The sequence below is a fragment of the Pseudobacter ginsenosidimutans genome (assembly GCF_007970185.1).
Lineage (GTDB): Bacteria > Bacteroidota > Bacteroidia > Chitinophagales > Chitinophagaceae > Pseudobacter > Pseudobacter ginsenosidimutans.
Window position 1 is genome coordinate 241259 of the sequence record NZ_CP042431.1, and the last position, 25217, is coordinate 266475.

Consider the following 25217-nt stretch of genomic DNA (forward strand, 5'->3'; position numbering starts at 1 on the left):
GTCAATGCCCTACCCTCTTTTACAGATCGATGACCTGCAGGTGGATTTTATCAGTGAACTGGGAACCACCACCGCCGTGAAAAATATTTCACTGGAAGTGAACCGTGGAGAGATCGTTGCCATCGTGGGCGAATCAGGCTCCGGCAAATCCGTTACTTCCCTGAGCATACTGCAACTGCTGCCATCACCGCCTGCCCGGTACACTGCAGGCTCCATCCTGTTTTCAGCCGATGGACAACAACAGGTGAATATGCTGGAACAATCGGCAGAACAGTTGCGAAGTATCCGCGGACACAGGATAGCCATGATCTTCCAGGAACCCATGACCTCTCTCAATCCTGTTTTCACCTGCGGCTCGCAGGTAATGGAAGCCATCCGTCAGCACCAACAGGTATCCACAACCGAAGCTAATGCCCGCACACTGGAACTTTTTGAAAAAGTGAAACTGCCCAATCCCGCATTGCTGATGGACCGCTACCCGCATCAGCTCAGTGGCGGCCAGAAACAAAGGGTGATGATAGCAATGGCTATGAGCTGCAATCCCAGCCTGCTCATCTGCGATGAACCAACTACTGCATTGGATGTAACTGTGCAGAAGACCATCCTCCAACTGATCCGTGGCTTACAGGAAACAGAAAAAATGGGCGTCATCTTCATTACCCATGATCTGGGTGTAGTAGCTGAAGTGGCCGACCGCGCCATTGTGATGTACAAGGGCGCCATCGTTGAACAGGGCAGCACCAAAGACATCTTTCATTCACCGCAGCATCCTTATACCAAAGGCCTGCTGGCCTGTCGTCCCATCCTGCACAAGAAAGGGGAAAGACTGCCGGTGGTAAGTGATTTCCTCGAAGGCAGAACAATTGTAAAAGAAAAATCAACCGCATCCATTATTCCATTATCCGACGATGCAGCTCCACTTTTGAAAGTGGAAAACCTGAAAGTATGGTTTCCTGCCCGCAAAACATTTTTCGGCAAGCCGCTGGACTATGTGAAGGCAGTGAACGATGTTAGCTTCACCGTCCGGAAAGGAGAAACGCTCGGGCTGGTAGGCGAATCCGGTTGCGGAAAAACCACGCTGGGCCGCAGCCTGCTGCGCCTCATCGATCCCACCGGAGGAAGCATCTGGTACAATGGACAAAACATAACGGCCATCAAAAAAGATGCATTGAAAGATCTTCGTCAGAATATTCAGATCATCTTCCAGGACCCTTATTCTTCTCTCAATCCGCGCATGACCATCGGCGATGCCATCGTAGAACCGATGAGCGTGCATGGCCTGCATAAAAATGGGAAAATGAGAAAGGAATGGGCGATGGAAATGCTGCATAAAGTAGATCTCAAACCGGAACATTTCAACAGGTATCCACATGAGTTCTCAGGTGGACAAAGACAGCGGATCGTGATCGCCCGTGCGCTGGCCCTGGGCCCTACTTTTGTTGTCTGCGACGAATCCGTGTCTGCGCTAGATGTGAGTGTTCAGGCACAGATCCTCAACCTGCTCAATGACCTCAAAAAGGAATTCGATCTCACCACAATCTTCATCTCTCATGATCTTTCCGTTGTCCGATATATCAGCGACCGGATCATGGTGATGAATAAAGGAATGATAGAAGAGATGGGCAATGCAGAAGATATCTATTCCAACCCGCAAAGAGATTACACAAAACAACTCATTGCATCTATTCCGAAGGCCGCCATTTAAATAGAATGCCGCCAGTCGCCCGCCTTCCGGCGCGTGACTGGCGGCACTTCGAAACAAAATCAATCCTGGTATCTCCTACCCTTCACCATTTCGGAGAGCATGTTTTTGAATTTCGCATAGCGTCTTGCCTCATAAAATTCTTCCGCACATGGATGAAGCGTGATCAGCATTTCTTTCAGCACTTTCTTCAATTGAACATCCACCGGTTGATCATTTTCCAGCGTGCGACCTTCTGCCTGCATGAATTCACTGGGCAATACATCAACGGAATCTTTGTTTAACGGCTGCATACCGGCTACGGCAAGCGACCAAACATCATCATCACGCATCTTTTTGTATTTGTAGAAAAAGATACGTCCTGCCTGTCCTTTGTAATTCACCGGCAGGGTATCCAGGAAAACCAAAGTATCAGGCAATTTGTAATTACCGATCTCTTCCAGCAGCATGCTTTTCACCATCGCCATCTGGTTCTTTTCAGCTTTCGGAAAATTGTCCAGCTTGTTCATATCCTTCAGATCTGTATACAATTCCACCCGGTAGCGATCGAGAGATGCGAATTTTGTAAAAAGAGAATCCGGTACAGGCTCGTTGTTGCGGAGCAGCAGGATGAAACTGTTGTACAACAGCCTGCGGTCGCTGGTGGTCATCAACTGTGTGAAATAATTCTGGATGCCCTGGTGCTTTTTGCGGAAAGGCAGGAGCAGCACGGAATACTGATCTACATCACTGTTGCCTTCGTCAAGGTCCTCATCTTCCTCTTCATCATCGTCCCTGTTGGTATTGTAAAGACTGGAAACATCTTTCCTGGTCATCTTCTGCATATTCCTCTTGTTCTCCGTCGCGATCTGCTTTTTGAGCAACTGACGGCCATCGAGATAGAGCTTGCTGAGATAGGACTCATAATCGGCCCCTTTCAGAAAACCGCTGTCTGCCAGGGTATGCATCAGTTCCAGTGTTTCTTTTTTGAAATCATCGATGTTGAGGAACTGGAGCATGTCCGGGAACAAGGTCCTGGTGAGTGCAAGGGAATCATACAACTGGTGCCAGTTGCCGCGGTAATTGTAATAGGAATATGAGGTACGCGCTTCCGGCGCCGCCAGGATAATGTCCACCGAACGGTTATTGTTCCTGCGGTAGTTGTTAGTGTATCCGTAATTGTTATTATCGGACTCGATGATGGGCGGTTCCTGCAGCATCAGGTCTTTGAACGCCTGGAAACCGGCTTTCGTTTTCTGCGACAACAAGGCTTTGAGGATGGTCTGCTGCAGATCAGAAGTGTCTTTTATTTTCCAGTAAAGATCGGTGAGGTAAGCCACTATTGAAGGATCCTTCAGGTAGCCCAGTTCCTTGATCAGGTATTCTTTCACGGCCATGTAATTCCGTACGCCCCAGTTGAGGGAACCGATAGCGTTCTTCACCAGCGGCACATCGGAGGAATCCAGGTCCATCCGGAAAACCTGTTTGGCTGCGCGTTTGGCAACGGCGCTGTCTTTACTGAAAAGGTCACGGATGTATTCGCTGTTCTTTTTGTTGAGCAGCGAACTGCTTTTTAGCGATTCATTGGGTGCAAAACTGGAATAGAATGCTTCCAGGAAATCGCTTTTTCGGGTGACAGTATCAGTTAGTGAGCTGAAAGAGAATACATGTCCATCTTTATAATACAATCTTGTAACCAGTAATCGGCTGCTGCCTGTATCGGTTACGGAGAAATCATATTGCCGTGATCCGTCCGGCAGTCTTTTGGTTGAATTGCTTTTAAAGAGTAAGGAGCTGTCCTGGTTCCAGGTATCGCCGAACATGCCTTTCCAGAAGCCGAGACTGTCTTTGTTCCAGGCTTTTTTGGAGAGCTGCGAGTAAGTGACCCAGATCTTTTCACCGAGAGTATCGTTGCCGATCAGGAGGGTTTTGTAGCTGGCCTGGTCGTCTTCTTCTGAATCATCTTCGTCTTTGTTCAGGTTGGCCATGAACTGGATCATTTCAGCATCTTTCGGATCAACCTTACTGAGAGGCACAGGGCTCTTCACGGAAAAACGCATAGTGGTATCCGTTTGGAGGGTGGCTGCCGGGTAAATATTGGGCGTGAGCTGGAAGGATTCCATGAATTTCTTAACAGCAGGATTTTCCTGCTTGTAACGCGCCAGCAATGCGTAATAGTTGGGACCCTGGATAATATATTTCACGGTGCTGAAGCTGCCGTCCTTGTGTTTGTAGGTACAGTTGAGAGATGGATAGCCTTTGAAAGAAGTGAAGCTGCGGGAAACCGGCTTGTCCAGATACCCTGAGTACTGGTAGCTTTCATCCATGAGGTTCAGTTCGAAGGTATCTTCTTCGATATAGGAATAGTTGTGAATATTGCCTTTCATCACCAGGTAACTGTTTCCATCTTTCCTGTCTGTGGCGGCGTATTCAAGGCGGTTGTTATTCCACATTTTGTCGTGCAGCATGCTGGGCGTATGCGGCATCATCACGCTGAATCCTCCTGCAGGCGGCTGGTAGCTGATCCATTCGGGAGCGGGCGTATATTCTTTGAGTGAAATGGAATTGAAGAATTTGCTGGCCTCTGTTCCTGAGCTTACAAAATCAGCGTTGCCACTCATTTTGAAGAAGATCATCTCAAAGGGGTGATAAAGATCTGGTAGCGTTGGATATCGCCCCTGCGGGTGCGGTTGGTAATATCGAAACCGGGAAAGCCGTTCCTGGTGATGGCTGTTTTCTTGATGATCTTACCGGGAATATTTTCGTAGAGAGCTGCATCGATCTTATTGGCCACTTTGGAAGGATCATCGCCCCAGAGTGAACTATTGGTCTTTACACGGGTCACCAGATAGTAGGCGCCATTCACGAGATCTGCGTATTGCACTACATCGATACCGCCGCCCATATTGGTGAACTGGTAGAATTTCTTACCGGGGATAGACACTTTGTAAAATCCATCACCGGAAGTCTGCTGCTGGAAGGCGTGCTCCACGCGCATTTTATCGATCTGGTCTTTTTGCAGGCTGTTGCGGTTGGTCATCATCACGGGTCTAACGGTATAGCCCATATGACGGAGCATTTCGATCACGCCGCGTTTACCTGGCAGGTGTGCAGCGCCAACGCCAACGAAGAGACTTGATTTGCGCAGGATACTGTCGATCGAATTGGCCTGGATCTCATTCCTTTTGTACAGGAATTTTTCCTGGAAAGCATCGGATTCCACGGAGAGGGCCTGGAGGGAATCGAGGAGGTCCAGGTCTCCATCGCGGTAAGCGTCTTCCACTCTTTTGGGATTGTTCATCATCCCTTCATAGCTGTAGCTTTTTTTCTTTTTGTTTTTATCGCGAGAGGCATCGCGGTAAGCTTCGGCCACCAGTTTTTCGCTGGCTTCAAAATCTTCCACCCCACTCACCCGTTTGCCGAGTTTGCGGCCTACCTGGAAGATATGCATATCGAGGAAAGTGTTTTCTTCAAAATCGTTCGAGTTGCCTCCATAGGTCCGGTAGAGCATTCCATTGATCATGGAGGGCTCCAGGGCCAGGGAAGCCTTGGTCAGCTCTTCATAACTGTCAATAGCAAACGAAGTGATGCTCATGGTCTGCATGGGAACATTCCAGTTGCTGCGGCTGAGACGGAGATAGGACCTTTCATCGCCGTAACCGTTGCGCATCAGCATACTCCTGCTGTAATCGTCCTGCCATGTTTCCGGATTGGTTTCCAGGGCCACTACATCCACGGTACGGATAGCATTGTAGAAGCTGTCGCCCAGGTTGAAGGCCAGCTTATTGCTTACGTGCATGGTGCCAAAGAGGTAGGATGGTTTTTTGAGGCCGTTCCCGGTGATCACCCAGAGCAGGCTGGGGTATTTCTTGCCGGCGCCAATGGAAGCCGCAGACGGGGTGGAAGGCTTTTTCGGTTGAGGTTTTGTCTTATTGGATTGGGCCGTCAGACTGTAAACACATAAGGTACCGAGAAGCAGGAACAGGATTCTTTTCATAATAAAGTTCTGAAGGGGTTTGTATTTCCAAATATACGCCAGCAAATACAGCATTCAAGCGGATTTTAACCCAATGGATGCGGGAATCTGCGCCAATCCATGCCATATAATTTTTTTCTTTGTACAGTTTTTTTTGTACCTTCGCCCGCTTGAAAATGAAGCTTTACATGTTATCAAACCTGGTGCCGTAAGACCTCGTTTGTACCGGTCCCCCCGATGTACCCGTCTCTTACTCCATGTTTTGGTACCATGTGGCGCGCTTTAAACACAATTTAATAAGCTGCATGAAACTTTCACAGTTCAGATTTGATCTACCGCTCAACCTTATTGCACAACATCCTACCAAGAAACGTGAAGATGCCCGACTGATGGTGGTTCACAGGAAGACTGGCCAGATTGAGAACAAGTATTTCCGTGATGTAATGGATTACTTCGACGACAAGGATGTATTTGTTGTGAACAATACCAAAGTGTTTCCCGCGCGCATGTATGGCCGCAAAGAGAAGACCGGCGCCAAGATCGAGGTTTTCCTTTTGCGCGAACTGAACAAGCCCAACCGTCTCTGGGACGTGATCGTTGACCCGGCCCGTAAGATCCGCGTTGGCAACAAACTCTATTTCGGAGAGAACGATGAACTGGTTGCAGAAGTGATCGACAATACCACTTCCCGCGGCCGTACCATCCGCTTCCTCTGGGATGGCACCGACGAAGAGTTCCGTCAAATGCTCGAATTCCTGGGAGAAACTCCCCTTCCAAAATATATCAAGCGCAAGCCTGAAGCAGAAGACAAGGAAAGATACCAGACCGTTTACGCCAAGCATGAAGGAGCGGTTGCCGCCCCCACTGCCGGCCTGCACTTCAGCATCGAGCTGATCAAACGTCTCGAGATCAAAGGCATTCGTTTCGCTGAAGTAACGCTGCACACCGGCCTCGGCACTTTCCGCCCCATCGAAGTGGAAGACCTCAGCAAACACAAGATGGATGCCGAGTACTACCGCATCGAAGAAGGCGCCTGCAAAGTGGTGAACAAAGCCATTGAAACCGGCCACCGCATCTGTTCCGTAGGTACCACCACCATGCGTGCACTTGAGTCTTCCTACACTGCAGAAAAACATTTGAAACCGTCTGAAGGCTGGACCAATATCTTTATCCATCCTCCTTACCAGTTCAATATTGCAGACTCCCTCATCACCAACCTGCATCTCCCTAAAACAAGCCTGCTCATCATGACCTGCGCCTTTGCCGGTTATGAACTGGCCATGGAAGCTTACAGGAAAGCGATCAAAGACAAATACCGCTTCTTCAGCTACGGAGACGCCATGCTGGTGATCTAAACTTTACTATTTACTATCTCAGATACAAACTCCGCTTCTACGCGGAGTTTTTTATTTATGATCAAATCCTCACCACTACCGGCCTTGCAGGATTATAAGTACATTCGCACCGATGAGCAATAAAAAGATCAGGATACTGGAAACCATCCGCCAGGGACAGATCGGCGGTGGAGAAAGCCACTTACTCAGCCTCGTAGAAAACCTGGACCGCAGCCGGTTCGAACCGGTTGTTCTCTCCTTCACCGATGGTCCCATGGTAGACCGCCTCAAACAAATGGGCGTTCAAACGGAAGTGATCTATACAGAAAAACCATTCGACATCAGTAAATGGAAAAAGGTAAAAGCGTTCATTCAACAGAATCATATCAGCCTCGTACATGCGCATGGGACCCGGGCCAATTCCAACGTGTTCTGGGCAACCCGCAAACTCAAGCTGCCGCTCGTTTACACCATCCATGGCTGGTCCTTTCACGATGACCAGCAAGCGCTGATCCGCAAGATCCGCGTGATGGGTGAACAACTGCTCACCAGCAAATCCGATGTGAACATTTCCGTTTCCGCCTCCAACCAGGCAACAGGAAAACGCTATTTTCCCAAATTCAATTCGGTGGTGGTCAACAATGGCATCGATCAGAAAAAATTCGATCCCAGTCGTTCATTCAAAAATATCCGCCAGGAGCTCAACATTCCCGAAGATAACATCCTGGTCCTCTTCGTGGCCCGTTTCATTCACCAGAAGCAGCCACTCAAACTCCTTGAAGCCTTCGCCAAAGCGCAGCAACAAAATCCGCAACTCCAACTCCTCATGGTTGGTGATGGCGATCAAAAACCCGCCGCCCTCCAACTCGTAAAGGACCTCCAAATAGAAAACAAAGTAATCTTCCAACCCTTCCGCCAGGATGTTCCTGATGTACTCGCTGCGGCTGACATTTTCGTACTGCCTTCACTCTGGGAAGGTCTGCCTATCGGACTGCTCGAAGCAATGTCCATGCGCAAGGCCATCATCGGCACCCTGGTCGACGGCACTTCCGAAGTGATCCGCCACAACGAGAACGGCCTTCTCATCGCCACTGATGAGCTCGCCAGCAATCTCTCCGAAGCATTGCTCACCCTGGCATCAAACGCCAACATGCGCCAACAACTCGGTAATGCCGCGCAACAAACCATTAGCAGTTCGTACAGCGCATCTACTATGACGAGAGAGATCGAAGAAATTTACACCTCCCTCCTTAGTCGCTCTGGGGTATGAAATGGACGGCTGCAAAACATACCGCCGCGGGAGGATGTTAATTGAACTGGAGTAAGGAAAGATGGGGCTTTTGTATTTCTGTTGTTCTTCATCGCTTATGTTTTGAAGGCCGCCAGTTTCATACCCCTTCGCTCCATGAACCGAGAACGCATCAGTGTTTTTGAATAGCAATTGATAGCGTTCATCATTGCGGAAGACTTGTTGCTTTCCCTTATGATCACACGTAATTGAAACTTCCTTAAATACTGCTAATACTTCAAACATCACATCACATTACATCACATCACATTATATCACATTATATCACATTACATTACATTTCACCTACTGTCACTATTCATTTTACTACAGCAACATTGGCCACAGGTGCCGCACAGAGGCGGACGCATTAGCGAAGGGATTAAGAAACCCAGGCCTATGAAACGTAAGCGATACAGCTCAATCATATTCTTCCGTCCCATCTTCCCATAAAAAAGCGCGGAAGAAATTCTCCCGCGCTGGTTCGTTTCATCAGCCTGGTTTATTAAATCCCGGAGCGAATTCCCGGAGCGGTTAGCGTCTGCGGAACTGAAACGTATACGTTCTCGCTCCATCATAAATATAGGCTTCAAACCTGTTGGTGCCGGTAAATATCATTTCGTCGAAATACTCTCCCAGCACAATTCCGGTTGCTCTGTCAACACAATATACCTTCAATGTTTTGATGGTGCCATCGGCTGTATTGATGCGACGGATGTCCCAGTCGCCTTCATAGTAACCGCCATAGCCATCCTGGTAATCCAGCTGACCGGAGGCATAGAAGGTGAACAGACCGCCATCGAAAGCCAGGTCGGAATGACCGAATCCTGTTTTGTAAACATCAACCAACTCCCAGGTTCCTTCGAGTCTGTCGTCGTAAGGAGCCAGCCAGCTTTTTTTGGAACAACTGGTAAAGAGAAGCGTGAGCGTAACCAGTAAGGTGAAGGAGTATAAGTATTTCATAAACTAGCGTTTGGTAGTTAGACTCCCAAACAAATGCCATTGTTACTTTACACTTCACGCTTTAGAAAGCATTTAACTTAAGGAACTGTGAAAGCCGGCTTGGAACAATCCTGCTGAAAGTTTACATTTGGAAAGCCGCTGCCGGACGGCTTATTTTGAAACTGTAACGTATCTTAACAAACGAAACTATGAGATCACTTACCCTTGCCCTGCTTTGCAGCTTTTCCCTGGCAGCGGAGGCACAAACTGAAATCCCTTTGTACGACGTCATTCCCAATTCCATTCCAACAACCAATCGCGAAAAATCAGTCACCGACCATGTTGGTAAAGTGCGGATCTCCAAAGTGAGTGAACCCGGTCTGACTGTATATCTTCCTCCAAAAGAAAAAGCAACAGGCACAGGAGTGATCATTGTTCCGGGTGGAGGTTATTCCATTCTCGCCATCAAACATGAAGGGCATGATGTGGCCAAAGCCCTGAATGAAATGGGCATCGCTGCATTCGTACTGAAATACAGACTGCCTGATGATACCACCATGATCGATCGAAGCATCGGGCCGGTGCAGGATGCGCAACGCGCGATACAGATCGTGCGTGAAAGGGCAAAGGAATATGGTGTGAAGACAGACAAAGTAGGCATCCTCGGTTTCTCTGCCGGAGGGCATCTCGCTTCCACCGCAGGCACCCATTTCGATACACATTATATCGATGTTCCCCGCAAAACCAACCTGCGACCGGATTTCATGGTGCTTATCTATCCCGTGATCAGTTTTACCGACAGCCTCATGCACAAAGGCTCACGCACCAACCTGATCGGAGAACATCCTTCAGCAGAAAAGATTAAAACCTTCAGCAACGACCAGCGCGTAACCGCCAAAACACCTCCTACCTTCCTCGTACATGCGAAAAACGATAAAACGGTACTGATACAGAACAGTCGTCAATTCTATGCCGCCTGCCTGCAACATAAAGTACCTGCAGAGTTGTATGAGTTTGAAGAAGGAGGACATGGATTCGGCATGATCAATCCCGGCTCCGATGTAAAATGGATGGAATTACTGCACAAATGGCTCCGCCAAAACAAGTTTGTAAAATAAACGTACGCTGCCGCCAGCCGCTCGCCTCCGGCGAAGCATCATGCGGATAGACCAACTACCCTATAGCCGGTCAGGCTGATAATCCCAGGGAAGCATATGCGAAACCTTTTCGCTCCAACCCCAGTAATCGATGGTGAAAACATTCTGTGGCGGAAAGAATAGACCGCTGCGCTGGATCACTATGGGTAATGCCGGCGTCAAACGGATCAATGATTTCTGAAAACCCGCTGGTCTGAAAATGCGATAATCGTAGAGATATTCTTTTTCTTCCTGCGCTTTTCTGTACACCACCTGGAGATAATCCTGGAAGAAGATGGTCTTCGTGGAATCGATGCCGGTAGTGATAAGGCTGTCGGCATTCAGGAGGTATTTGCCGATCAATGCGAGTGAATCATCCTGTTTCAATATCTGCTGGAAGTAATTGAGACTGTCTTTCTGCACTTTGCCCTGCGTGGGAAAACTGATGCGACCGCCTTGCACGATCTTGTGCTGTTTTTCCATTTCGTTGAGCTTCTGGATCCTGAGCTTTTCCACGTTGGGCACTTTGCGAAGACGGCGAACTTCAAAGCTGTCCTGGGATAGCCGGTCATTGTACAGGCTTCGTATGAAGTGCATCAGCGAGCCCTTATATACCTGCTTCCGCTTCTCTTTCCATTCCTGTTGCTTTTGCGGGTTGCCCTGCAATTCCTCGAAGAAAGAGTAACCGGTGAATACCACTGTGCGCAATTTCCAGTTGCGCGTAAAGCCTTCCAGTTGGTAAGTGATGCGATATCCAAGCGCTTTGTTCTCGATGATGAGCGGTTCATCGGCCATCACTTCCAACACCTTTGCTTTGGAAGCATAGCGGAAGCGCAGGGCTTTCTTGTTCCTGATCTCACAGTCCTGCGCAGCCGCCGATGTTCCTATGAATCCTTCAATGAATGTTCTGCCATATTTCTTCCAGCTGCCCCTTTCCCAGGGCATCACGGTAACAGACTCCAGCTCCTGCATACGCGGCTGCAGCCTGAGCTCAATTGCGATGGGTAATGTATCGGAGGACAATTGAAGTACGAGTGTTTGAAAACCCACTGAAGAAACCACCAGTTCGAAGCTGCCCTTATTGATACCGGTCAATTCAAATCCGCCATCCGACCGGGACACCGTGCCTTTGGATGTACCATTGATAAATACACTGGCATTCGGCACCGGCTGCCCAGTGCTGTTGTTGAGAATGGTACCGGCAATACGGTTCCTGTCCTGTGCAAATGCAGAGAGGACGAGGCTAAGGCATAATGCAAGTAGAGCAGTTAACTTCATATGGTTGCGCAACGCACAACGCTGACGCTATTCCAAACCAAACAGACCTTTGTTCAGCAGTTGTAACGTTTGAGTTTTGTAAGATGATGGCACCAAAATGCTCACATTGTGCTTACTGCCACCATAGCTTACCATACTAACGGTAACGGGCCTGAGTGCATCAAACAGCTTGCTTAGTACATCAGGAGTTTGCGCGATCTCATTACCCACCACGGAAATGATGGTCTGGTCCGTTTCCACTTCGATGGTGCCGAATGGTTCCAGTTCTTTCACAATGGCTTTCAGATGTGCGCCGCTGTCTATAGTAACAGACACGGCTACTTCTGAAGTGGTGATCATATCTATTGGAGTGCGGTACTTTTCAAATACCTCGAAGATCTTGCGCAGGAAGCCATAGGCCAGCAACATGCGACTGCTCTTGATATTGATGGCGACGATGCCATCTTTTGCCGCTACAGCTTTCACGCCTACAGAACCGGCTTCCTGTGTGATCACAGTGCCAGCCGCATCGGGCTGCATGGTGTTGAGCAGTTTCACCGGAACCTTCTCCTGCTGCGCAGGCCAGATACAGGTGGGTGCAGGATCTTGGCTCCGAAATACGCCAGCTCGGCTGCTTCTTCGAAGCTCAGTTGCTCGATGGCCACGGTCTTCTTCACCACGCGGGGATCATTGTTGTGCATACCATCGATATCTGTCCAGATCTCGCAGACAGATGCATTGGCAGCAGCAGCAACGAGGGAAGCAGTATAATCGCTTCCTCCGCGTTTGAGGTTATCCACTTCGCCCCTGGCGTTACGGCAGATATAACCTTGTGTGATGAAAAGCTTTTTGTCTTTGTGCTGGTCCAGCAATGCCATCAGTTTTGGACGGATAGCGGACAGCTGGGGCTCTTCATGGATGTCGATGCTCATGAACTCGAGTGCAGGGAGCAGTGAATGCGGAATGCCTTGCTCTTCGAGATAAACGCTGAAAAGTTTCGTGCTTAACAGTTCGCCCTGAGCGAGGATGTCTTTGCTCAGTGCTTCACTGAAGGAGATTTTCAGGATGATATTGAGGAATTCGAAATGTTCGCCGATAATTTGCTGCGCTTTGGTTTGCGCAGCGCTGGTCTTGACAAGCTGAGGAATGAATTGTTTGTAATGTGCTTCCAGTGTATCGATCTTCTGTTTGGCTTCTTCGCGGTTTCCTGCTGCCATTGATTCTCCTATACCTACCAGTGCATTGGTAGTTCCACTGAGTGCGCTCAGTACAACGATGGTGGGCTCTGCATCTTTAGTGATCAGTTGAGCAACCTGGTGCATGCGCTCTGGTTTGCCTACTGACGTGCCACCAAACTTCATTACTTTCATGTTACCCTCTCTTGTTCCGCTTCTACGCGGGTTTTGGTTTTGAATGGATGTAAAAATTACGCCTGCTCTGAATTTCAGGCAGGCGCAAAGATAAAGGTTGGGAAGATATTATGGAACAGTTCCCCACTATTTAGTGACTAACAATTATTCGTTTTCTGTTACTGCAGCTCAAAACTGATCCCCAGTTTTGCGGCCAGTTGCTGCAGGTCTTCCGCAACAGGCTCCAGCAGCGGGATGCCGTGCTCCATCCGGCTTTGCTCCATCTCACGCTCGGGATCGCCGGGCACCAGCACTTTCTCCTCCCCTTCAATGGGTTTGGCGCTGCGGAATCGATGCAGCCAGTTGTCCATATTCTCTTTAAACTCCGATGCCGGCCTGAACGCATCCACGCGCATGGCGCCGAAGAAATGACCGATCCCCTTGCCGGGCATGGATTGCGGCATAGGCACATAGGCCGGGAATGGCGGCACCCAGGGACCGTAGTTGGCGCCGCTAAGCACGCCGCAAAAAATATCAACCATCGCGCCCAGCGCATAGCCTTTATGACTTCCATGCTCTCTGTCGCCACCCAACGGAAGCAGCGCCCCGCCTGATTTCAGCGCATGTGCATTGGTAGTGGGTTGTCCGTTTGCATCCTGTACCCATCCCAAGGGTGTATCCAGGTTCTTGCGTTGCAGGATCTCCAGTTTGCCATTGGCTGCAGTAGTGGTAGCGAGGTCGGCAACAAAAGGAAATTCCTTTCCTGCGGGAATGGCCACGCAGATCGGATTGGTACCGAGCAATTTTTCAGAAGAGAAGGTAGGCGCCACCAATGGACTGGCATTGGTCATGGCGATACCGATCATATCGTGCTCCAGCGCCATCATTCCATGATAGCCTGCAATGCCGAAATGATTGCTGCCTTCCACACTCACCCATCCGGTTCCCACATTCTTTGCTTTATCGATAGCCACCTGCATCGCGTATGGCGCTACTACCAGACCAAGGCCACTGTCTCCATCCACCACCGCCGTGCTGGGTGTTTCATGAACGATACGGATATCAGGCTTTGCATTCACGCGCTTCGCTTCCCACAAACGAACATACCCGGTAAGCCTCGCTACTCCGTGTGAATCCACACCACGCAGATCTGCACTCAGCAAAACCTTTGCAGCCGTTGCTGCATGTTCTTCACTGCATCCGATCTGTTTGAATACATTCTGCGTAAAATGAAGCAAGTGCTGGTATGAATAGATCCTTTCTGCCATAGAAGAGATATTGGTAAAAAGAAGGGCAAGTTATTGATTTATTGGAAAAGCTTTCCCGGGGTTATTCAACCCGTAAGACATATATTTAAAATAACCTTTATAACAATCCCATTATTATGCGCTCTCCTTCTACTTTAAATATCTTCTCAGTAAAGGCAGACCTGCTGCTGAAGTCGGCTCCTTATGTAATGCTGTTACATCTGATTTTTACAACAGGCTATTTCCTGCTTGCAGATTATTTATTGAAGCGAAAGATCAGAACCAGCTTTGTTCACATGCTCCCTTTTTTCTTGTTCATCTACCTGGTGATGCTGCTTCATGTAAGTTATTCCGAAACATTGAAGGTTATGTACAAAGAACCAGCACAACAAATTACCTTCCATTACGGGGATTCCCTGAAAGTGTCTACAGGAGCGGATCTCCTGTTTGCAGGACAGACGCACAATTATTTGTTCCTGTATAATAAAACAACAAAGACCTCCCAGGTATTTTCCCGTGATAAAGCTGACCAGCTTCAATTCACGGCAAAGTAGGAGGTCCTTGACTAAATATTTTAAACAATGTTACTTCAACGCTTTCACCTGCGTATGGAAGAAATCTGCGATCTCTTTCACATCCTGCGTATTGTTCAGCCAGTTGCTCTCATGCTCGATACTGAACATACCTTTGAAGTTCTGGCGTTTGAACTCGGCAAACACTTCAGGGAACTTGATCACGCCCTTACCGGGAAGCGTATCCGCAGCTTTGGTATCATTGAAGGTAACGATGTCTTTCAGATGTGATCCGATCACGCGGCCTTCCAGTTTTTTCAGGCATTCCACCACATCCAGTCCATTTCTCGCCCAGTGGCCTACATCGGCGCAGGCATATAAATTGGGATGACCTTTCATTGCATTGATCACGGAATCAGGATGCGCATAAGCATTGGGGTATGGGTGATCATGAATGGCAATTGGAATATTATAGGCGCCTGCAAGACTATCTGCTAAATGAAGATGTTCTTTCTTCGGCTCTGACGTGATGTATTGCACGCCCAGGTCTTTTGCCAACTCGAAGGTTTGCTTCCAGTCCTCTTCAGATTGCGGCACCACTACCCCGAAAGCCACCATGGTAATGCCTTTGGCGGCCAGGATGGATCTCACTTTCTGACGGCCTTCAGCTGAGAGGCGGATATTCAGTGTGTCTTTGGAATCCCCACCGATGGGTTGCCCGAGATAGGCTTCAATGAATTTGATACCGGCGCTGTCGGCTTTTTCAACAGCAGTGGTGAAAGGGAACAAATGGAATGTCCAGAACTGAACGCCCAGCTTCCATTGTGAGGTCACGGAATCAGTTGCATTTGCATTCATAGTGGTGTCCGTTGGTTTGGCAGCCTGATCGCCGCAATGAACAAACAGCATCATCAGTGAGGATACTGCCAGGGTAACAAACATTCTTTGCATCGCTAAATCGGTTTAGTATGAAGTTGTTAAGATACGTTCTTTTTACACATTTACATGATGAATCTGAACCATTACATTTGTATCATGAAAATATGGGCAGTCATCATCCTATTGATCAGTACCGCTGAAAGTGTGGCGCAACAAAGGCGCGAAGACATTTTCAGCAGCTTCGTCACCTACGACAAACGCATGAAGTTCGATCACGAATTACGTCAGCGCGTAGTGGCCAATACTTTCGCGATGGAGCCCGACAGCTCAAATGAATACCGCTTCGAATCAGCCTGCAATGCCATCTCACAATACCAGCTAACCGGCGATTCCATCAAAGCAGGACTGCAAAAATTATTCAACCGCTATCAGCAACTCGAATACGATACACGCCGTGCTTTATTGGAAGCCGTCTATGCTGTTTACCCTGATGAATTTTTAACCGAAGTAAATACAACCTTATCCAACGCTGTTTTTCCCAAACTCTTTGCGATGAGCGCTGCGTATCTTTTCCGTAACGACAGCAGCATCAACAACGGCAATCTCATCAAGATCTCGATGGTGGAACAATTCCCCGGCTACGATACCATTCCCCTCTTGTCGGAGCTGGAAAAATTCATCAACTTCCGAAACCAGCAACTGATCACCAATATTCCAGATCTCGCATCCCTCTTCCGCCACAACCGGAATGCAAAGCGCAAAGTGATCTATTCACTTCAACGCTGGAACCGCGATTACCCGGGTCTTGCCATCGTTCAATATGCAGATGGCCGTTTTGCGCGTCATCCCGATGGCCGCCTGATGATCTTTGAGCAACTGGCGCGCTCCGCCTCCAACCTGCCATACTTCATCACCAATGGCAGTACACCCCAGGGCGTATACAGCATACAGGGCGGCGCCGTTTCCCGAAACCAACTCATCGGCCCCACACCCAATTTTCAACTGACCATGCCCTATGAAGGCCGCTGGCAGCAATACTTCCAAACGCCCGACAGCATTCCCTGGGACAGCACCCGCAACGTCGAGGCCATGTACAACCAGCTGATGCCCTCTAACTGGGCCGGCTATGCGCCCATGCAGGAGGTCTTCAACGCAGGAAAAATCGGCCGCACAGAGATCATCGCCCACGGCACCACCATCAATCCCGAATACTTCAAAGACAAACCCTACTACCCGCTCACGCCCACCATGGGCTGCCTCTGTGCCAAAGAGCTCTGGAACATCAGCAACGGACGCCTGCTCATCAGCGAGCAATACAACCTCGTCAGTACATTTTCGGCTACCCCCGGTAGTAAGGGCCTGTTCTTCGTCATCAACCTGAACAACCAGCAAAAGCCAGTCACCCGTGCCGACATAGAAGCAATTGTAAAAAGATATGAAGCCGAATAATTTTCATCCCTCAAACAAAACCTAACCGCGGCTCCTTCATAAATTCCTCGCCAGCACAATGAATGCCTGAAAGAATGCATGCCAATTGATCCGGCGCTATTGATTAACATACTGCACATATTTTCTTCCGCATCCTGCACCTACCCTGCCGCACCTCCAACCCATCAAGCGAAGGGTGTATTGAATAGCTGGCCTTGAAAACATAAGCGATAAACCCCAATAGTATTCCTACATCCCCATCCAACCAACCAAAGCCCATCATACATCCTCCCGCGCCGGTTTGTTTTCCAGACAGCTTTCAAAACCCCTGAGCGCAAATACCCCTTCGCGCGAACTGCAATAAAAAACCCCGGCAGCTTTCACAACCGGGGTCTATCAAAAAATAATTCCAATCAATTAAAATGGCAGGTCATCGTAGCTTTCATTTCCACCTGCTGCCGGAGCGCTGGCAGTCTGCGCTGGAGCTGCATTGTAACCGCCGCCACTGTTATAGCCGCTGTTACCTGCATTGTATCCGCCACCTTCACCGCCTTCAGCACGGCCACCGAGCAGTTGCACGCTCAGTACACGGAGCGTGAGTGAAGCACCGGTTGTGCCATCATTCTTCGGGTATGTGCGTACTTCTGGAGTGCCTTCCACATACACCTGTGTGCCTTTGCGGAGGTAAGGAGCGATACCGGTGCGTTCTGTCCAGTAAGCACAATCCACCCAGATGGTCTTGTCTTTCTGGTTGCCCTGGGCATCCTTGAATTTTTCTGTATGCGCTACGTTGAAGTTGATGACATTTTTTCCGTTCACTGTGTTCGTCACGCAATCTTTGCCAAGATTGCCTATAACCTGAAGTTTAATCATAATGATGAGTTTAGCTGCGTACTTAAATAGTTTCTATTAAAGCGGCAATTTACACCATCTCTCCTGCGCAGCAATACAGGTGAACGATGTGGGGAAAACTATTCGTTACGCGCAGCGGCTGCATCAATATTCCTTCCGAAGAAGATCGCATTCAGAAAGAGTTTGGTACCTCCCAGCCAGTAAGCCCTGAAAACAGGATTGTCTGCAATGGAGATGATCCTCCCTGTTCCCGATGAATTGACCAGTACCGCACCGGAGTTCTTCAAGAGCTCATAATTCTCCCGTGTAATAAAGCCACTTTGCAATGGTTTGTTACCATATACGTAAGGAGTGGCATAAGGGTTCTTATTTTTTTCGGGAAAAACTCCATTACTCTTAAAAAGATCTACTGTCGGGTGATGGTAACCGTAAGCAAGAGGATGACTGAGATCCACGCTGGCCCTGAAGATAGCGCCTGCCATGCGTTGCGCACCATCGCGGAATTCACGCTCTGCATAGGCGCCACTTTTCAAAGTATCTTCCTTTGCTTTCTTGAAACTGACAGTGGTAAGACCATTGTTGGCCGCCCACTGCACTGCTTCTTCTGTAAGGATCAATGTACCGCCACCCTGCACCCAGCTTTTCAGTTTGTCTTTGTTGAGATCGTTATAGTTGCCGGGAGGCATGATGATGGTATTGTATTTATTGAGATCGATGCGGTTGAACATCGGGATCTCCAAATGTGTGGCGGGAATATTGAAGCGCTGGTCCAACAGGTGCCAGATCTCGCCCGCATCGGTTGCGCTCACGCCGGTGCCTGTGAGCATCGCGATGCGCGGCTGCGATACTGGAGCCATCTTCCCACTTCCCAGATCACTGCCACTGATCACATTGCCGGTGTTAACAGCAGTGATCTCAAGACCGTTCTTTTCAGCAATGGATTGCATGATGCCTGCCAGTTGCTGTGATGTGATGCGTTGCAGTCCTACCGGAACAATGATAGTACCATAGTGGAACTGCTTAGGCCCATTGCCGGTCTCTATCTCGAAATTGGTAGTGCTCACTTTGGTAAGGATCCCGGCTTCCTGCAATTCGTACAATGCACGGGGTGCATAGAATCCATCCCAGGGAAAGAGATACGCGTAGTTGCTGCTGCCGCCGGTTATTTTTCCTTTCGGCGCTTCAGCTGTAGTGATGCGCGCGCCGCGCTGTGCCGATGCAATCTTTGCAGCATCCAGCTCGGCATAGGGCAATCCGAAGGCAAGCGGCATGGTCCAGGCCGTGATATCGTAAAAAAGGCTGTCCTTATACGTTAGTGTCTTATCGAATATGCCATGTATCAGCCTTGTCTGTGGCTGATTGGCGGGCACCAGGTAAGCTTTCCCTTTCTCGAATTTGTAACCATCTGCACTCATATCATTGTTCAGCGAATACACTTCGATCTGGTGACGCAGCAGCATCTCCGCAAAAATGGCTGAACGAACGGGGTCTTCAGCATCGCCAAAAACATATCCTTTCACCGGAGCGGTAGCCGCTTCACTGACAGCGCTTTTGTAGAAATCACGCTGATAATCCAGGAATTCTTTTCTCAATGCCTTCGCTCCTTCCAGTGTAGACAAGGTGGTCACAAACTGGTTGCGGATCGTAAAAGGAAAACGAAGCACGCCATTGATGGTTTGCTGTGCGTGGCCTCTTGAAGAACCTTGTTCAAATAAGATTCCGATGCATCCCTGCACATCGGGATAGGTGGAGCCTTTACCATAATAGAAATCATCATAGCTCTCTTTGGTGAAATACAAACTGCCGATCCTGTCGAGGTAAGCTGCATGGAACTTACCGAGTTTGGCTGTCAGCTCCTGGTTCTTTGCAGGCGTGAGCGGATTCACCCGACTGGGAACGCCGGGTTGAAAAAAGAAGGAAGCATTGCTGCCCTGTTCATGATGGTCTGTAAGGATATTCGGTTTCCAGGCATGGAACCAACCGAGACGGTTCTGGCTTTCCACGTGTACTGCCGGGAGCCAGTCGCGGTTCAGATCGAACCAGTAATGATTGAACCTTCCTCCGGGCCACACTTCATTGAACTCACGGCTATTGGGATCGGTAACCAGGTTCTTGCTTTTATGCTGGTTCACCCAGGTGGAGAAGCGTTGCAATCCATCGGGATTGAAACTGGGATCGAAAAGCACCACTACATTGTCCAGCAACTCCTCCACTTTCGGTCCCTGACCGGCGGCGAGATAATAAGCGCTGAGAAGGGCAGCATTGGCGCCGCTGGGTTCATTGCCGTGAATGGAATGACCCACGTACACAACAATCGGCATATCATTCGTGTTAAGAGAGGCCGACTTTGAAGGATCGGTCAGCTGAACGTGCTGCTGGCGGATCGCTTCCAGGTTGCGGTGGTTCTTTGGAGAAGTGATGATGAGCAGTACCTGCGGACGTTGTTCATAGCTGAATCCCATGGTTTCCAGCTTGATCCGGTCCGGCGCGGCCGCGGCCAGCGCTTTCATGTAATTCACGAGGCGATCGTGGGTTACATGCCATTCGCCCGGTTCGTGGTAAATAATGTCCTTCGGTTTGGGAATGGCAGGGTTATACTGCACAGAATCAGGAAGATAATAAGATAAGGTGATGTCCTGGGCCTTGCCGGCAAATGGCAGAAAGCCCAGCATTGCTATCATCGAAATAGATAGTAATTTTCTCATATACAATGGTTTTGGGGAACTGTCAGGGGAAATTACATAAAAGTTACCAACCAGCTCCCCCGTCATTTGTATCTTTGCACGTTCTATTTTAATAATTATGAGCAGGAAAGGAAAAGTTCTGGTGGCTATGAGCGGCGGTATCGACAGTACCGTGGCTGCGCTCATGTTACACCACGAAGGTTATGAAGTGGTTGGCATCACCATGAAAACATGGGACTATGCCAGCAGTGGTGGTAATGGTAAAAAAGAAACCGGCTGTTGCAACCTCGACAGCTTCAATGATGCCCGCATGGCTGCGGTGCAACATGGGTTTCCACATTTTGTGCTGGACATCCGTGAAGAGTTCGGTGATTTTGTGATCGAGAATTTTGTTGATGAATACCTCGCAGGCCGCACGCCCAATCCCTGCGTGATGTGCAATACCCATATCAAATGGCGCGCACTCCTGAAAAGAGCCGATGCCATGGATTGCGATTTCATCGCTACCGGTCACTACGGCGTGATCAATCAGCATACCAATGGCCGCCACTATATCAGTAAAGGCGTTGATGATACCAAGGATCAAAGCTATGTACTCTGGGGCCTGCAGCAGGACCTGCTGAGCCGCACCCTCCTGCCGCTCGGTAAATACCACAAAACGGAGATCCGCCAGATGGCTCACGATTACGGATACCCGGAGCTGGCCAAAAAAGCAGAGAGCTATGAAATTTGTTTCGTTCCCGATAATGATTATCGCGGCTTCCTCAAACGCAGAGTGAACGGACTGGAAGAAAAAGTTGCCGGCGGTAATTTCGTTGACAAAGAAGGAAATATTCTCGGACAACATAAAGGCTATCCTTTCTATACTATCGGGCAAAGAAAAGGGCTTGATGTTACTTTCGGTAAACCCATGTATGTAACCAATATCATCCCTGAAACCAATACGGTGATGCTGGGCGAAGAAAATGATCTGAGCCGTCAGGAGATGATCGTGAGCAAGATCAACTGGCTCAAGTACGATGGTGTAACCGATGGAATGGAAGCCACTACGCGTATCCGGTACAAAGACCGTGGTACCACCTCCAACCTCTACACTCATGAGAATGGCGTGCTCGTTCGTTTTTATGAAGATGCCAAAGGTGTGGCTCCCGGACAAAGCGCTGTTTTCTACGAAGGCGATGATGTGATCGGTGGCGGCATCATTCAAAGAAGCCATCTGCTCTGATCCAAAGCAATAATTCCTACGTAAATTCGTTGGATAGATAACAGTAACTAACTGGTTTTGTATGAAAAAATGTATCAAACTGCTGGCTCTGCTGGCTGTTCCGGCCTCCGTACTGCTCAGCAACTGCGACAAAAAGGAAGATTACAAGACTGACCTGGTTTCTGATTATATGATCCTTTCCCCGGGAAAGTATGTCACTTATAAGATGGACTCACTCCGCTTCACCGAGTTCGGTCAGAACGAGATCATCGTCAGCTACGAAGCCAAAGATGTGGTGGACGCCAAACTCGAAGGTGGTGAACCCAATACCTGGCGCATCATTCGTTACTACCGTCCCTGGGGCAATACCAACGAAGAAAGCTGGACGCCCCAGATCGCATACCAGGTTACTGTTCTCAATGATGGCCTGAAAGTACTGGAAGACAATCTTACCTATACAAAACTCAAACTCCCTGTAAAAGAAGGATTGTCATGGTACGGCAATGCCCTGCTCCCACTGCATCCGCTGGCGCCAAGATACCAGTTCAGCAATGATGGAAATATGCGCGACTGGGAATACATTTATGAAAATGTTGACCAGCCTGTTACCATTGAAGATGTGGACTACGCCAATACAGTTACTGTTTTCCAGGTGGGTGATTCACAGAATGCACCTGTTACGGAACCAGACCTCATCGGCTATCGCAACTACTCCACAGAAACCTACGCGAAAGGCATCGGCCTCGTGAGCCGCGAAACCATCATGTGGGAATATCAGCCGAAGAATGGCGACAAGCCTGCGTTCAAAACAGGTTTCGGCATCAAACTTTCTATTACAGGACATAACTAAAAAAGCAAACCCGGCATTGCCAAAATCCTGCGCTGTTCCTATGGCCTTTTGAAGAGAGCGGCAAACATGGTATCCGCCTTCCGGTGATATCCCTTCAGCACTTCCATTTTCACCAGTTCCAGCCCGGTATTGGCCTGGATATGCTCTACCACTTCTTCATTTTCCTTCCTGAAAACAGAGCAGGTGATATAAAGGAAGTAGCCGTTATCCGCCACATGCGGGGCCGCGTTGATCACGATCTTTTTCTGCAATGCGCTATAAGTATCGATAGCAGCAGGATCGAAGAAATGCAACCATTCCGGCGTTCTGCCCCAGGTGCCTGAACCGCTGCAGGGAACATCCGCAATGATGAGATCGTAATTGTATTTGGAAGGATTACGTCCGCTGCCAATAGCCATATCTGCCAGTAACGACTGGTATTGCCCGATCCCCGCTTCATTGAATCTTTTAGCCAGATTGACCAGTATCGGTTCTCGTTTGTCCGATACTGTTATGGTCAGCTTTTTGAAAGTATCAAAAGCCAAAATGGTTTTCCCTCCACTCCCTGCACAGCAATCCCATAGCCTGATACCAGCCGGTGTGGAAGGCACCAGCTGAATGAGCTCCTGCACTTGTTGTGAACTAAGGTCTTGCACAACCGCTTCAGTATTGAGTTTGATCACCTCATCGATCTTTGAGCTATTGGGCATTGCAAAAGCAGTAGGTGGAATATGTTGAAAACTGATTGCTGCTTTTGTGAGTTTATCGGCTACCTGTTTCTCTTTTCCCGGCCTCGCGCGCAAGAAGAGATCAGGTTGTATGAAGAAAGATGCCGTGAATTGTTTTGGATCGATGGGCTCACTGAGTTGATCCAGCCAGGGGAAGATAGCTGTGCCCGCTTTATCCCAGGCATCGGTATCGCCGGTGATCGATGTGAATTTTTCAGCGATGCTGAGATGCAGTGCTGTATTCCATTCCGGTTTGAGTTGTTCAAGAACGGGATCGGAAGCATTTTCTGAAGAAGGATTGACGCAGAGAAAATGTCCTGCAAGTATTCTGTCATCAATAGAAAGCGTGTTCAATGAGCCTCCCAACCGCCAGTAAGCGTAGCACAATCCGGAGATCTGCTTCCTGTCGCGGCTCCCGAATTTCTTATGTTGCGCAAAGAAGGTACGGATGTACCGGTGGAAAGGCTCTTTTCCGTTATAGCCTTCAATGATCTGCCGGGCGGATTGGAGATGTGAGTAATACCTCATGGATGCAAAAGTACTATGCTATTTTAAAAAAGAAGGCGAAGCTTCGCAGCTCCGCCTTCGATTATCTTTACTATCTCTATAAAACTTACAGTTCCAGCAAGCTCTTCACAGGATCTCTTCCGATCAGCAGCTGCTCAGGATTTTCCAGCAACTCCTTCACGCGAACCAGGAAGCTTACAGACTCACGACCATCGATGATCCTGTGATCATAGCTCAAAGCTACGTACATCATCGGCCTGATCACCACCTGACCATTGATGGCCATGGGGCGCTCCTGGATCTTGTGCATACCCAGGATAGCAGACTGAGGAAGATTGATGATAGGTGTGCTCATCAGGCTACCGAACACGCCACCATTGGTGATGGTGAAGGTTCCGCCCTGGAGCTCTTCCATTGTGAGTTTATTGTCTTTGGCTTTACCAGCCAGTTCAATCACTTTCTTTTCGATATCAGCCATGCTGAGGCTTTCCACATTGCGGATAACCGGCACAGTGAGACCGCGGGGTGTTGATACAGCGATGGAAATATCGGCATAATCATGATACACCAGTTGGTCGCCATCGATATAAGCATTCACCGCAGGCCATTCCTGCAATGCAATGGAACATGCTTTGGAGAAGAAGCTCATGAAACCGAGGCCCACGCCATGGATTTCCTTGAACTTGTCTTTGTATTTGGTACGGATCGCCATGATATTGGTCATGTCCACTTCATTGAAAGTGGTGAGCATGGCGGTTGTATTCTTTGATTCTACCAGTCTGCGTGAGATGGTCTTACGCAGCTGGCTCATTTTTTCACTTCTCTTATCGCGGTTGAACAGCGCCTTGCCTCCGGTAACTTTTCCGGGATTGCTGAGGGCTGCCAGCACATCGTCTTTTATGATCTTTCCCTGGTAGCCGGTAGGCGTAACAGACTTGGGGTCCACTTTTTTGTCGGCAATGATCGCAGCTGCAACAGGAGTAGCCTTGATATCATTGGGAACAGATGCAACAGGAGCAGCGCTTTGTGCAGGAGCAGCTTCTTTTTTGGGAGCAGCAGCTTCAGCAGCTTTTCCGTTGGAAGCAGCAGCAGCGGGCGCTTCGGCCTTCTCTGGCTTCGCAGCTGTTTCATCGATGGTGGCCAGCACGTCTCCGATCTTCAGGGTATCACCTTCGGCAGCGCCTCCGGTTTTAAGTACACCTGCTTTCTCGGCATTTACTTCAAAAGTAGCTTTCTCGCTTTCCAGCTCTGCAATCACTTCGTCTCTCTCTACATAATCCCCGTCTTTCTTCACCCATTTCAAAAGGGTTACTTCACTGATAGATTCGCCTACTGTAGGAACTTTAATATCGATCATAAAATTTGTTTCGTATTATCTGTATCT

The 25217-nt window shown here is 48.9% G+C and carries 20 protein-coding genes; 8 read left to right on the forward strand and 12 right to left on the reverse strand.

Going from position 1 to position 25217, the window contains the following annotated elements; all coding sequences use genetic code 11:
• Positions 1 to 4: 4 nt before the first annotated feature.
• Positions 5 to 1705, forward strand: a complete 1701-nt coding sequence (locus FSB84_RS01015) for an ABC transporter ATP-binding protein (RefSeq protein WP_130543425.1) — start codon at positions 5 to 7, stop codon at positions 1703 to 1705.
• Positions 1706 to 1764: 59 nt separating this feature from the next.
• On the opposite strand, the gene FSB84_RS01020 is transcribed toward FSB84_RS01015, so the two are convergent.
• Both FSB84_RS01020 and FSB84_RS01025 read right to left on the reverse strand, forming a co-directional pair.
• Complete coding sequence (locus FSB84_RS01020) at positions 1765 to 4317, reverse strand: hypothetical protein (RefSeq protein WP_147122003.1); 2553 nt, start codon at positions 4315 to 4317, stop codon at positions 1765 to 1767.
• Positions 4314 to 5678, reverse strand: coding sequence for a TraB/GumN family protein (locus FSB84_RS01025; RefSeq protein WP_158643736.1), 1365 nt, complete (start codon positions 5676 to 5678; stop codon positions 4314 to 4316). Before FSB84_RS01025 ends, FSB84_RS01020 begins: the two co-directional genes overlap by 4 nt.
• Before the next feature lie 284 nt (positions 5679 to 5962).
• On the opposite strand from FSB84_RS01025, the gene queA reads away from it, so the two are divergent.
• Positions 5963 to 7012, forward strand: coding sequence for a tRNA preQ1(34) S-adenosylmethionine ribosyltransferase-isomerase QueA (gene queA / locus FSB84_RS01030; RefSeq protein WP_130543423.1), 1050 nt, complete (start codon positions 5963 to 5965; stop codon positions 7010 to 7012).
• Between the two features lie 112 nt (positions 7013 to 7124).
• Positions 7125 to 8261, forward strand: a complete 1137-nt coding sequence (locus FSB84_RS01035) for a glycosyltransferase family 4 protein (RefSeq protein WP_130543422.1) — start codon at positions 7125 to 7127, stop codon at positions 8259 to 8261.
• A 552-nt stretch (positions 8262 to 8813) separates the two neighbouring features.
• On the opposite strand, the gene FSB84_RS01040 is transcribed toward FSB84_RS01035, so the two are convergent.
• Positions 8814 to 9242, reverse strand: a complete 429-nt coding sequence (locus FSB84_RS01040) for a hypothetical protein (RefSeq protein WP_130543421.1) — start codon at positions 9240 to 9242, stop codon at positions 8814 to 8816.
• Between the two features lie 188 nt (positions 9243 to 9430).
• Here FSB84_RS01040 and FSB84_RS01045 point away from each other — a divergent pair, with 188 nt between their 5' ends.
• Positions 9431 to 10339 (forward strand): alpha/beta hydrolase, encoded by a 909-nt coding sequence (locus FSB84_RS01045; protein ID WP_130543420.1) that lies wholly within the window; start codon positions 9431 to 9433, stop codon positions 10337 to 10339.
• A 60-nt stretch (positions 10340 to 10399) separates the two neighbouring features.
• On the opposite strand, the gene FSB84_RS01050 is transcribed toward FSB84_RS01045, so the two are convergent.
• From FSB84_RS01050 to FSB84_RS01060, 4 genes are all read right to left on the reverse strand, one after another.
• Positions 10400 to 11635 carry a carboxypeptidase-like regulatory domain-containing protein gene (locus FSB84_RS01050; RefSeq protein WP_130543419.1) on the reverse strand — a complete coding sequence of 412 codons (1236 nt, stop codon included), beginning with the start codon at positions 11633 to 11635 and terminating at the stop codon, positions 10400 to 10402.
• Positions 11636 to 11662: 27 nt separating this feature from the next.
• Entirely contained in the window at positions 11663 to 12172 is a 510-nt protein-coding gene (locus FSB84_RS30890) for an ACT domain-containing protein (RefSeq protein ID WP_225979950.1), read from the reverse strand.
• On the reverse strand, positions 12169 to 12984 hold the full coding sequence (locus FSB84_RS30895) for an amino acid kinase family protein (protein ID WP_225979951.1): 816 nt from the start codon (positions 12982 to 12984) through the stop codon (positions 12169 to 12171). Before FSB84_RS30895 ends, FSB84_RS30890 begins: the two co-directional genes overlap by 4 nt.
• A gap of 158 nt (positions 12985 to 13142) precedes the next feature.
• Positions 13143 to 14231 (reverse strand): Ldh family oxidoreductase, encoded by a 1089-nt coding sequence (locus FSB84_RS01060; RefSeq protein ID WP_130543417.1) that lies wholly within the window; start codon positions 14229 to 14231, stop codon positions 13143 to 13145.
• A gap of 116 nt (positions 14232 to 14347) precedes the next feature.
• On the opposite strand from FSB84_RS01060, the gene FSB84_RS01065 reads away from it, so the two are divergent.
• Entirely contained in the window at positions 14348 to 14764 is a 417-nt protein-coding gene (locus FSB84_RS01065) for a hypothetical protein (protein WP_130543416.1), read from the forward strand.
• Between the two features lie 30 nt (positions 14765 to 14794).
• Here FSB84_RS01065 and FSB84_RS01070 read toward each other — a convergent pair whose 3' ends face one another.
• Entirely contained in the window at positions 14795 to 15673 is an 879-nt protein-coding gene (locus FSB84_RS01070; protein ID WP_130543415.1) for a sugar phosphate isomerase/epimerase family protein, read from the reverse strand.
• A gap of 84 nt (positions 15674 to 15757) precedes the next feature.
• On the opposite strand from FSB84_RS01070, the gene FSB84_RS01075 reads away from it, so the two are divergent.
• A complete protein-coding gene (locus FSB84_RS01075) occupies positions 15758 to 17050 on the forward strand; it encodes a hypothetical protein (protein ID WP_130543414.1) in 1293 nt (430 codons plus the stop codon).
• A 396-nt stretch (positions 17051 to 17446) separates the two neighbouring features.
• Here FSB84_RS01075 and FSB84_RS01080 read toward each other — a convergent pair whose 3' ends face one another.
• Positions 17447 to 17902, reverse strand: coding sequence for a single-stranded DNA-binding protein (locus tag FSB84_RS01080; protein ID WP_130543413.1), 456 nt, complete (start codon positions 17900 to 17902; stop codon positions 17447 to 17449).
• A gap of 98 nt (positions 17903 to 18000) precedes the next feature.
• A complete protein-coding gene (locus tag FSB84_RS01085; RefSeq protein WP_130543412.1) occupies positions 18001 to 20586 on the reverse strand; it encodes a M14 metallopeptidase family protein in 2586 nt (861 codons plus the stop codon).
• A gap of 97 nt (positions 20587 to 20683) precedes the next feature.
• On the opposite strand from FSB84_RS01085, the gene mnmA reads away from it, so the two are divergent.
• Together mnmA and FSB84_RS01095 are read left to right on the forward strand one after the other, a co-directional pair.
• Positions 20684 to 21790 (forward strand): tRNA 2-thiouridine(34) synthase MnmA, encoded by a 1107-nt coding sequence (gene mnmA, locus FSB84_RS01090; protein WP_130543411.1) that lies wholly within the window; start codon positions 20684 to 20686, stop codon positions 21788 to 21790.
• Between the two features lie 61 nt (positions 21791 to 21851).
• Positions 21852 to 22619 (forward strand): hypothetical protein, encoded by a 768-nt coding sequence (locus FSB84_RS01095; protein ID WP_130543410.1) that lies wholly within the window; start codon positions 21852 to 21854, stop codon positions 22617 to 22619.
• Between the two features lie 38 nt (positions 22620 to 22657).
• Here the strand turns inward: FSB84_RS01095 and FSB84_RS01100 are convergent, their stop codons facing one another.
• Both FSB84_RS01100 and odhB read right to left on the reverse strand, forming a co-directional pair.
• Entirely contained in the window at positions 22658 to 23854 is a 1197-nt protein-coding gene (locus FSB84_RS01100; protein ID WP_130543409.1) for an RsmB/NOP family class I SAM-dependent RNA methyltransferase, read from the reverse strand.
• Positions 23855 to 23939: 85 nt separating this feature from the next.
• A complete protein-coding gene (gene odhB / locus FSB84_RS01105; protein ID WP_130543408.1) occupies positions 23940 to 25190 on the reverse strand; it encodes a 2-oxoglutarate dehydrogenase complex dihydrolipoyllysine-residue succinyltransferase in 1251 nt (416 codons plus the stop codon).
• Positions 25191 to 25217 lie beyond the last annotated feature (27 nt).

Excerpts from the sequence above, each read along its gene's own strand:
- FSB84_RS01015 (WP_130543425.1), top strand. The coding sequence starts at position 5 with ATGCCCTACCCTCTTTTACAGATCGATGACCTGCAGGTGGATTTTATC.
- FSB84_RS01020 (WP_147122003.1), bottom strand. The coding sequence starts at position 4,317 with ATGATCTTCTTCAAAATGAGTGGCAACGCTGATTTTGTAAGCTCAGGA.
- FSB84_RS01025 (WP_158643736.1), bottom strand. The coding sequence starts at position 5,678 with ATGAAAAGAATCCTGTTCCTGCTTCTCGGTACCTTATGTGTTTACAGT.
- queA (WP_130543423.1), top strand. The coding sequence starts at position 5,963 with ATGAAACTTTCACAGTTCAGATTTGATCTACCGCTCAACCTTATTGCA.
- FSB84_RS01035 (WP_130543422.1), top strand. The coding sequence starts at position 7,125 with ATGAGCAATAAAAAGATCAGGATACTGGAAACCATCCGCCAGGGACAG.
- FSB84_RS01040 (WP_130543421.1), bottom strand. The coding sequence starts at position 9,242 with ATGAAATACTTATACTCCTTCACCTTACTGGTTACGCTCACGCTTCTC.
- FSB84_RS01045 (WP_130543420.1), top strand. The coding sequence starts at position 9,431 with ATGAGATCACTTACCCTTGCCCTGCTTTGCAGCTTTTCCCTGGCAGCG.
- FSB84_RS01050 (WP_130543419.1), bottom strand. The coding sequence starts at position 11,635 with ATGAAGTTAACTGCTCTACTTGCATTATGCCTTAGCCTCGTCCTCTCT.
- FSB84_RS30895 (WP_225979951.1), bottom strand. The coding sequence starts at position 12,984 with ATGAAAGTAATGAAGTTTGGTGGCACGTCAGTAGGCAAACCAGAGCGC.
- FSB84_RS01060 (WP_130543417.1), bottom strand. The coding sequence starts at position 14,231 with ATGGCAGAAAGGATCTATTCATACCAGCACTTGCTTCATTTTACGCAG.
- FSB84_RS01065 (WP_130543416.1), top strand. The coding sequence starts at position 14,348 with ATGCGCTCTCCTTCTACTTTAAATATCTTCTCAGTAAAGGCAGACCTG.
- FSB84_RS01070 (WP_130543415.1), bottom strand. The coding sequence starts at position 15,673 with ATGCAAAGAATGTTTGTTACCCTGGCAGTATCCTCACTGATGATGCTG.
- FSB84_RS01075 (WP_130543414.1), top strand. The coding sequence starts at position 15,758 with ATGAAAATATGGGCAGTCATCATCCTATTGATCAGTACCGCTGAAAGT.
- FSB84_RS01080 (WP_130543413.1), bottom strand. The coding sequence starts at position 17,902 with ATGATTAAACTTCAGGTTATAGGCAATCTTGGCAAAGATTGCGTGACG.
- FSB84_RS01085 (WP_130543412.1), bottom strand. The coding sequence starts at position 20,586 with ATGAGAAAATTACTATCTATTTCGATGATAGCAATGCTGGGCTTTCTG.
- mnmA (WP_130543411.1), top strand. The coding sequence starts at position 20,684 with ATGAGCAGGAAAGGAAAAGTTCTGGTGGCTATGAGCGGCGGTATCGAC.
- FSB84_RS01095 (WP_130543410.1), top strand. The coding sequence starts at position 21,852 with ATGAAAAAATGTATCAAACTGCTGGCTCTGCTGGCTGTTCCGGCCTCC.
- FSB84_RS01100 (WP_130543409.1), bottom strand. The coding sequence starts at position 23,854 with ATGAGGTATTACTCACATCTCCAATCCGCCCGGCAGATCATTGAAGGC.
- odhB (WP_130543408.1), bottom strand. The coding sequence starts at position 25,190 with ATGATCGATATTAAAGTTCCTACAGTAGGCGAATCTATCAGTGAAGTA.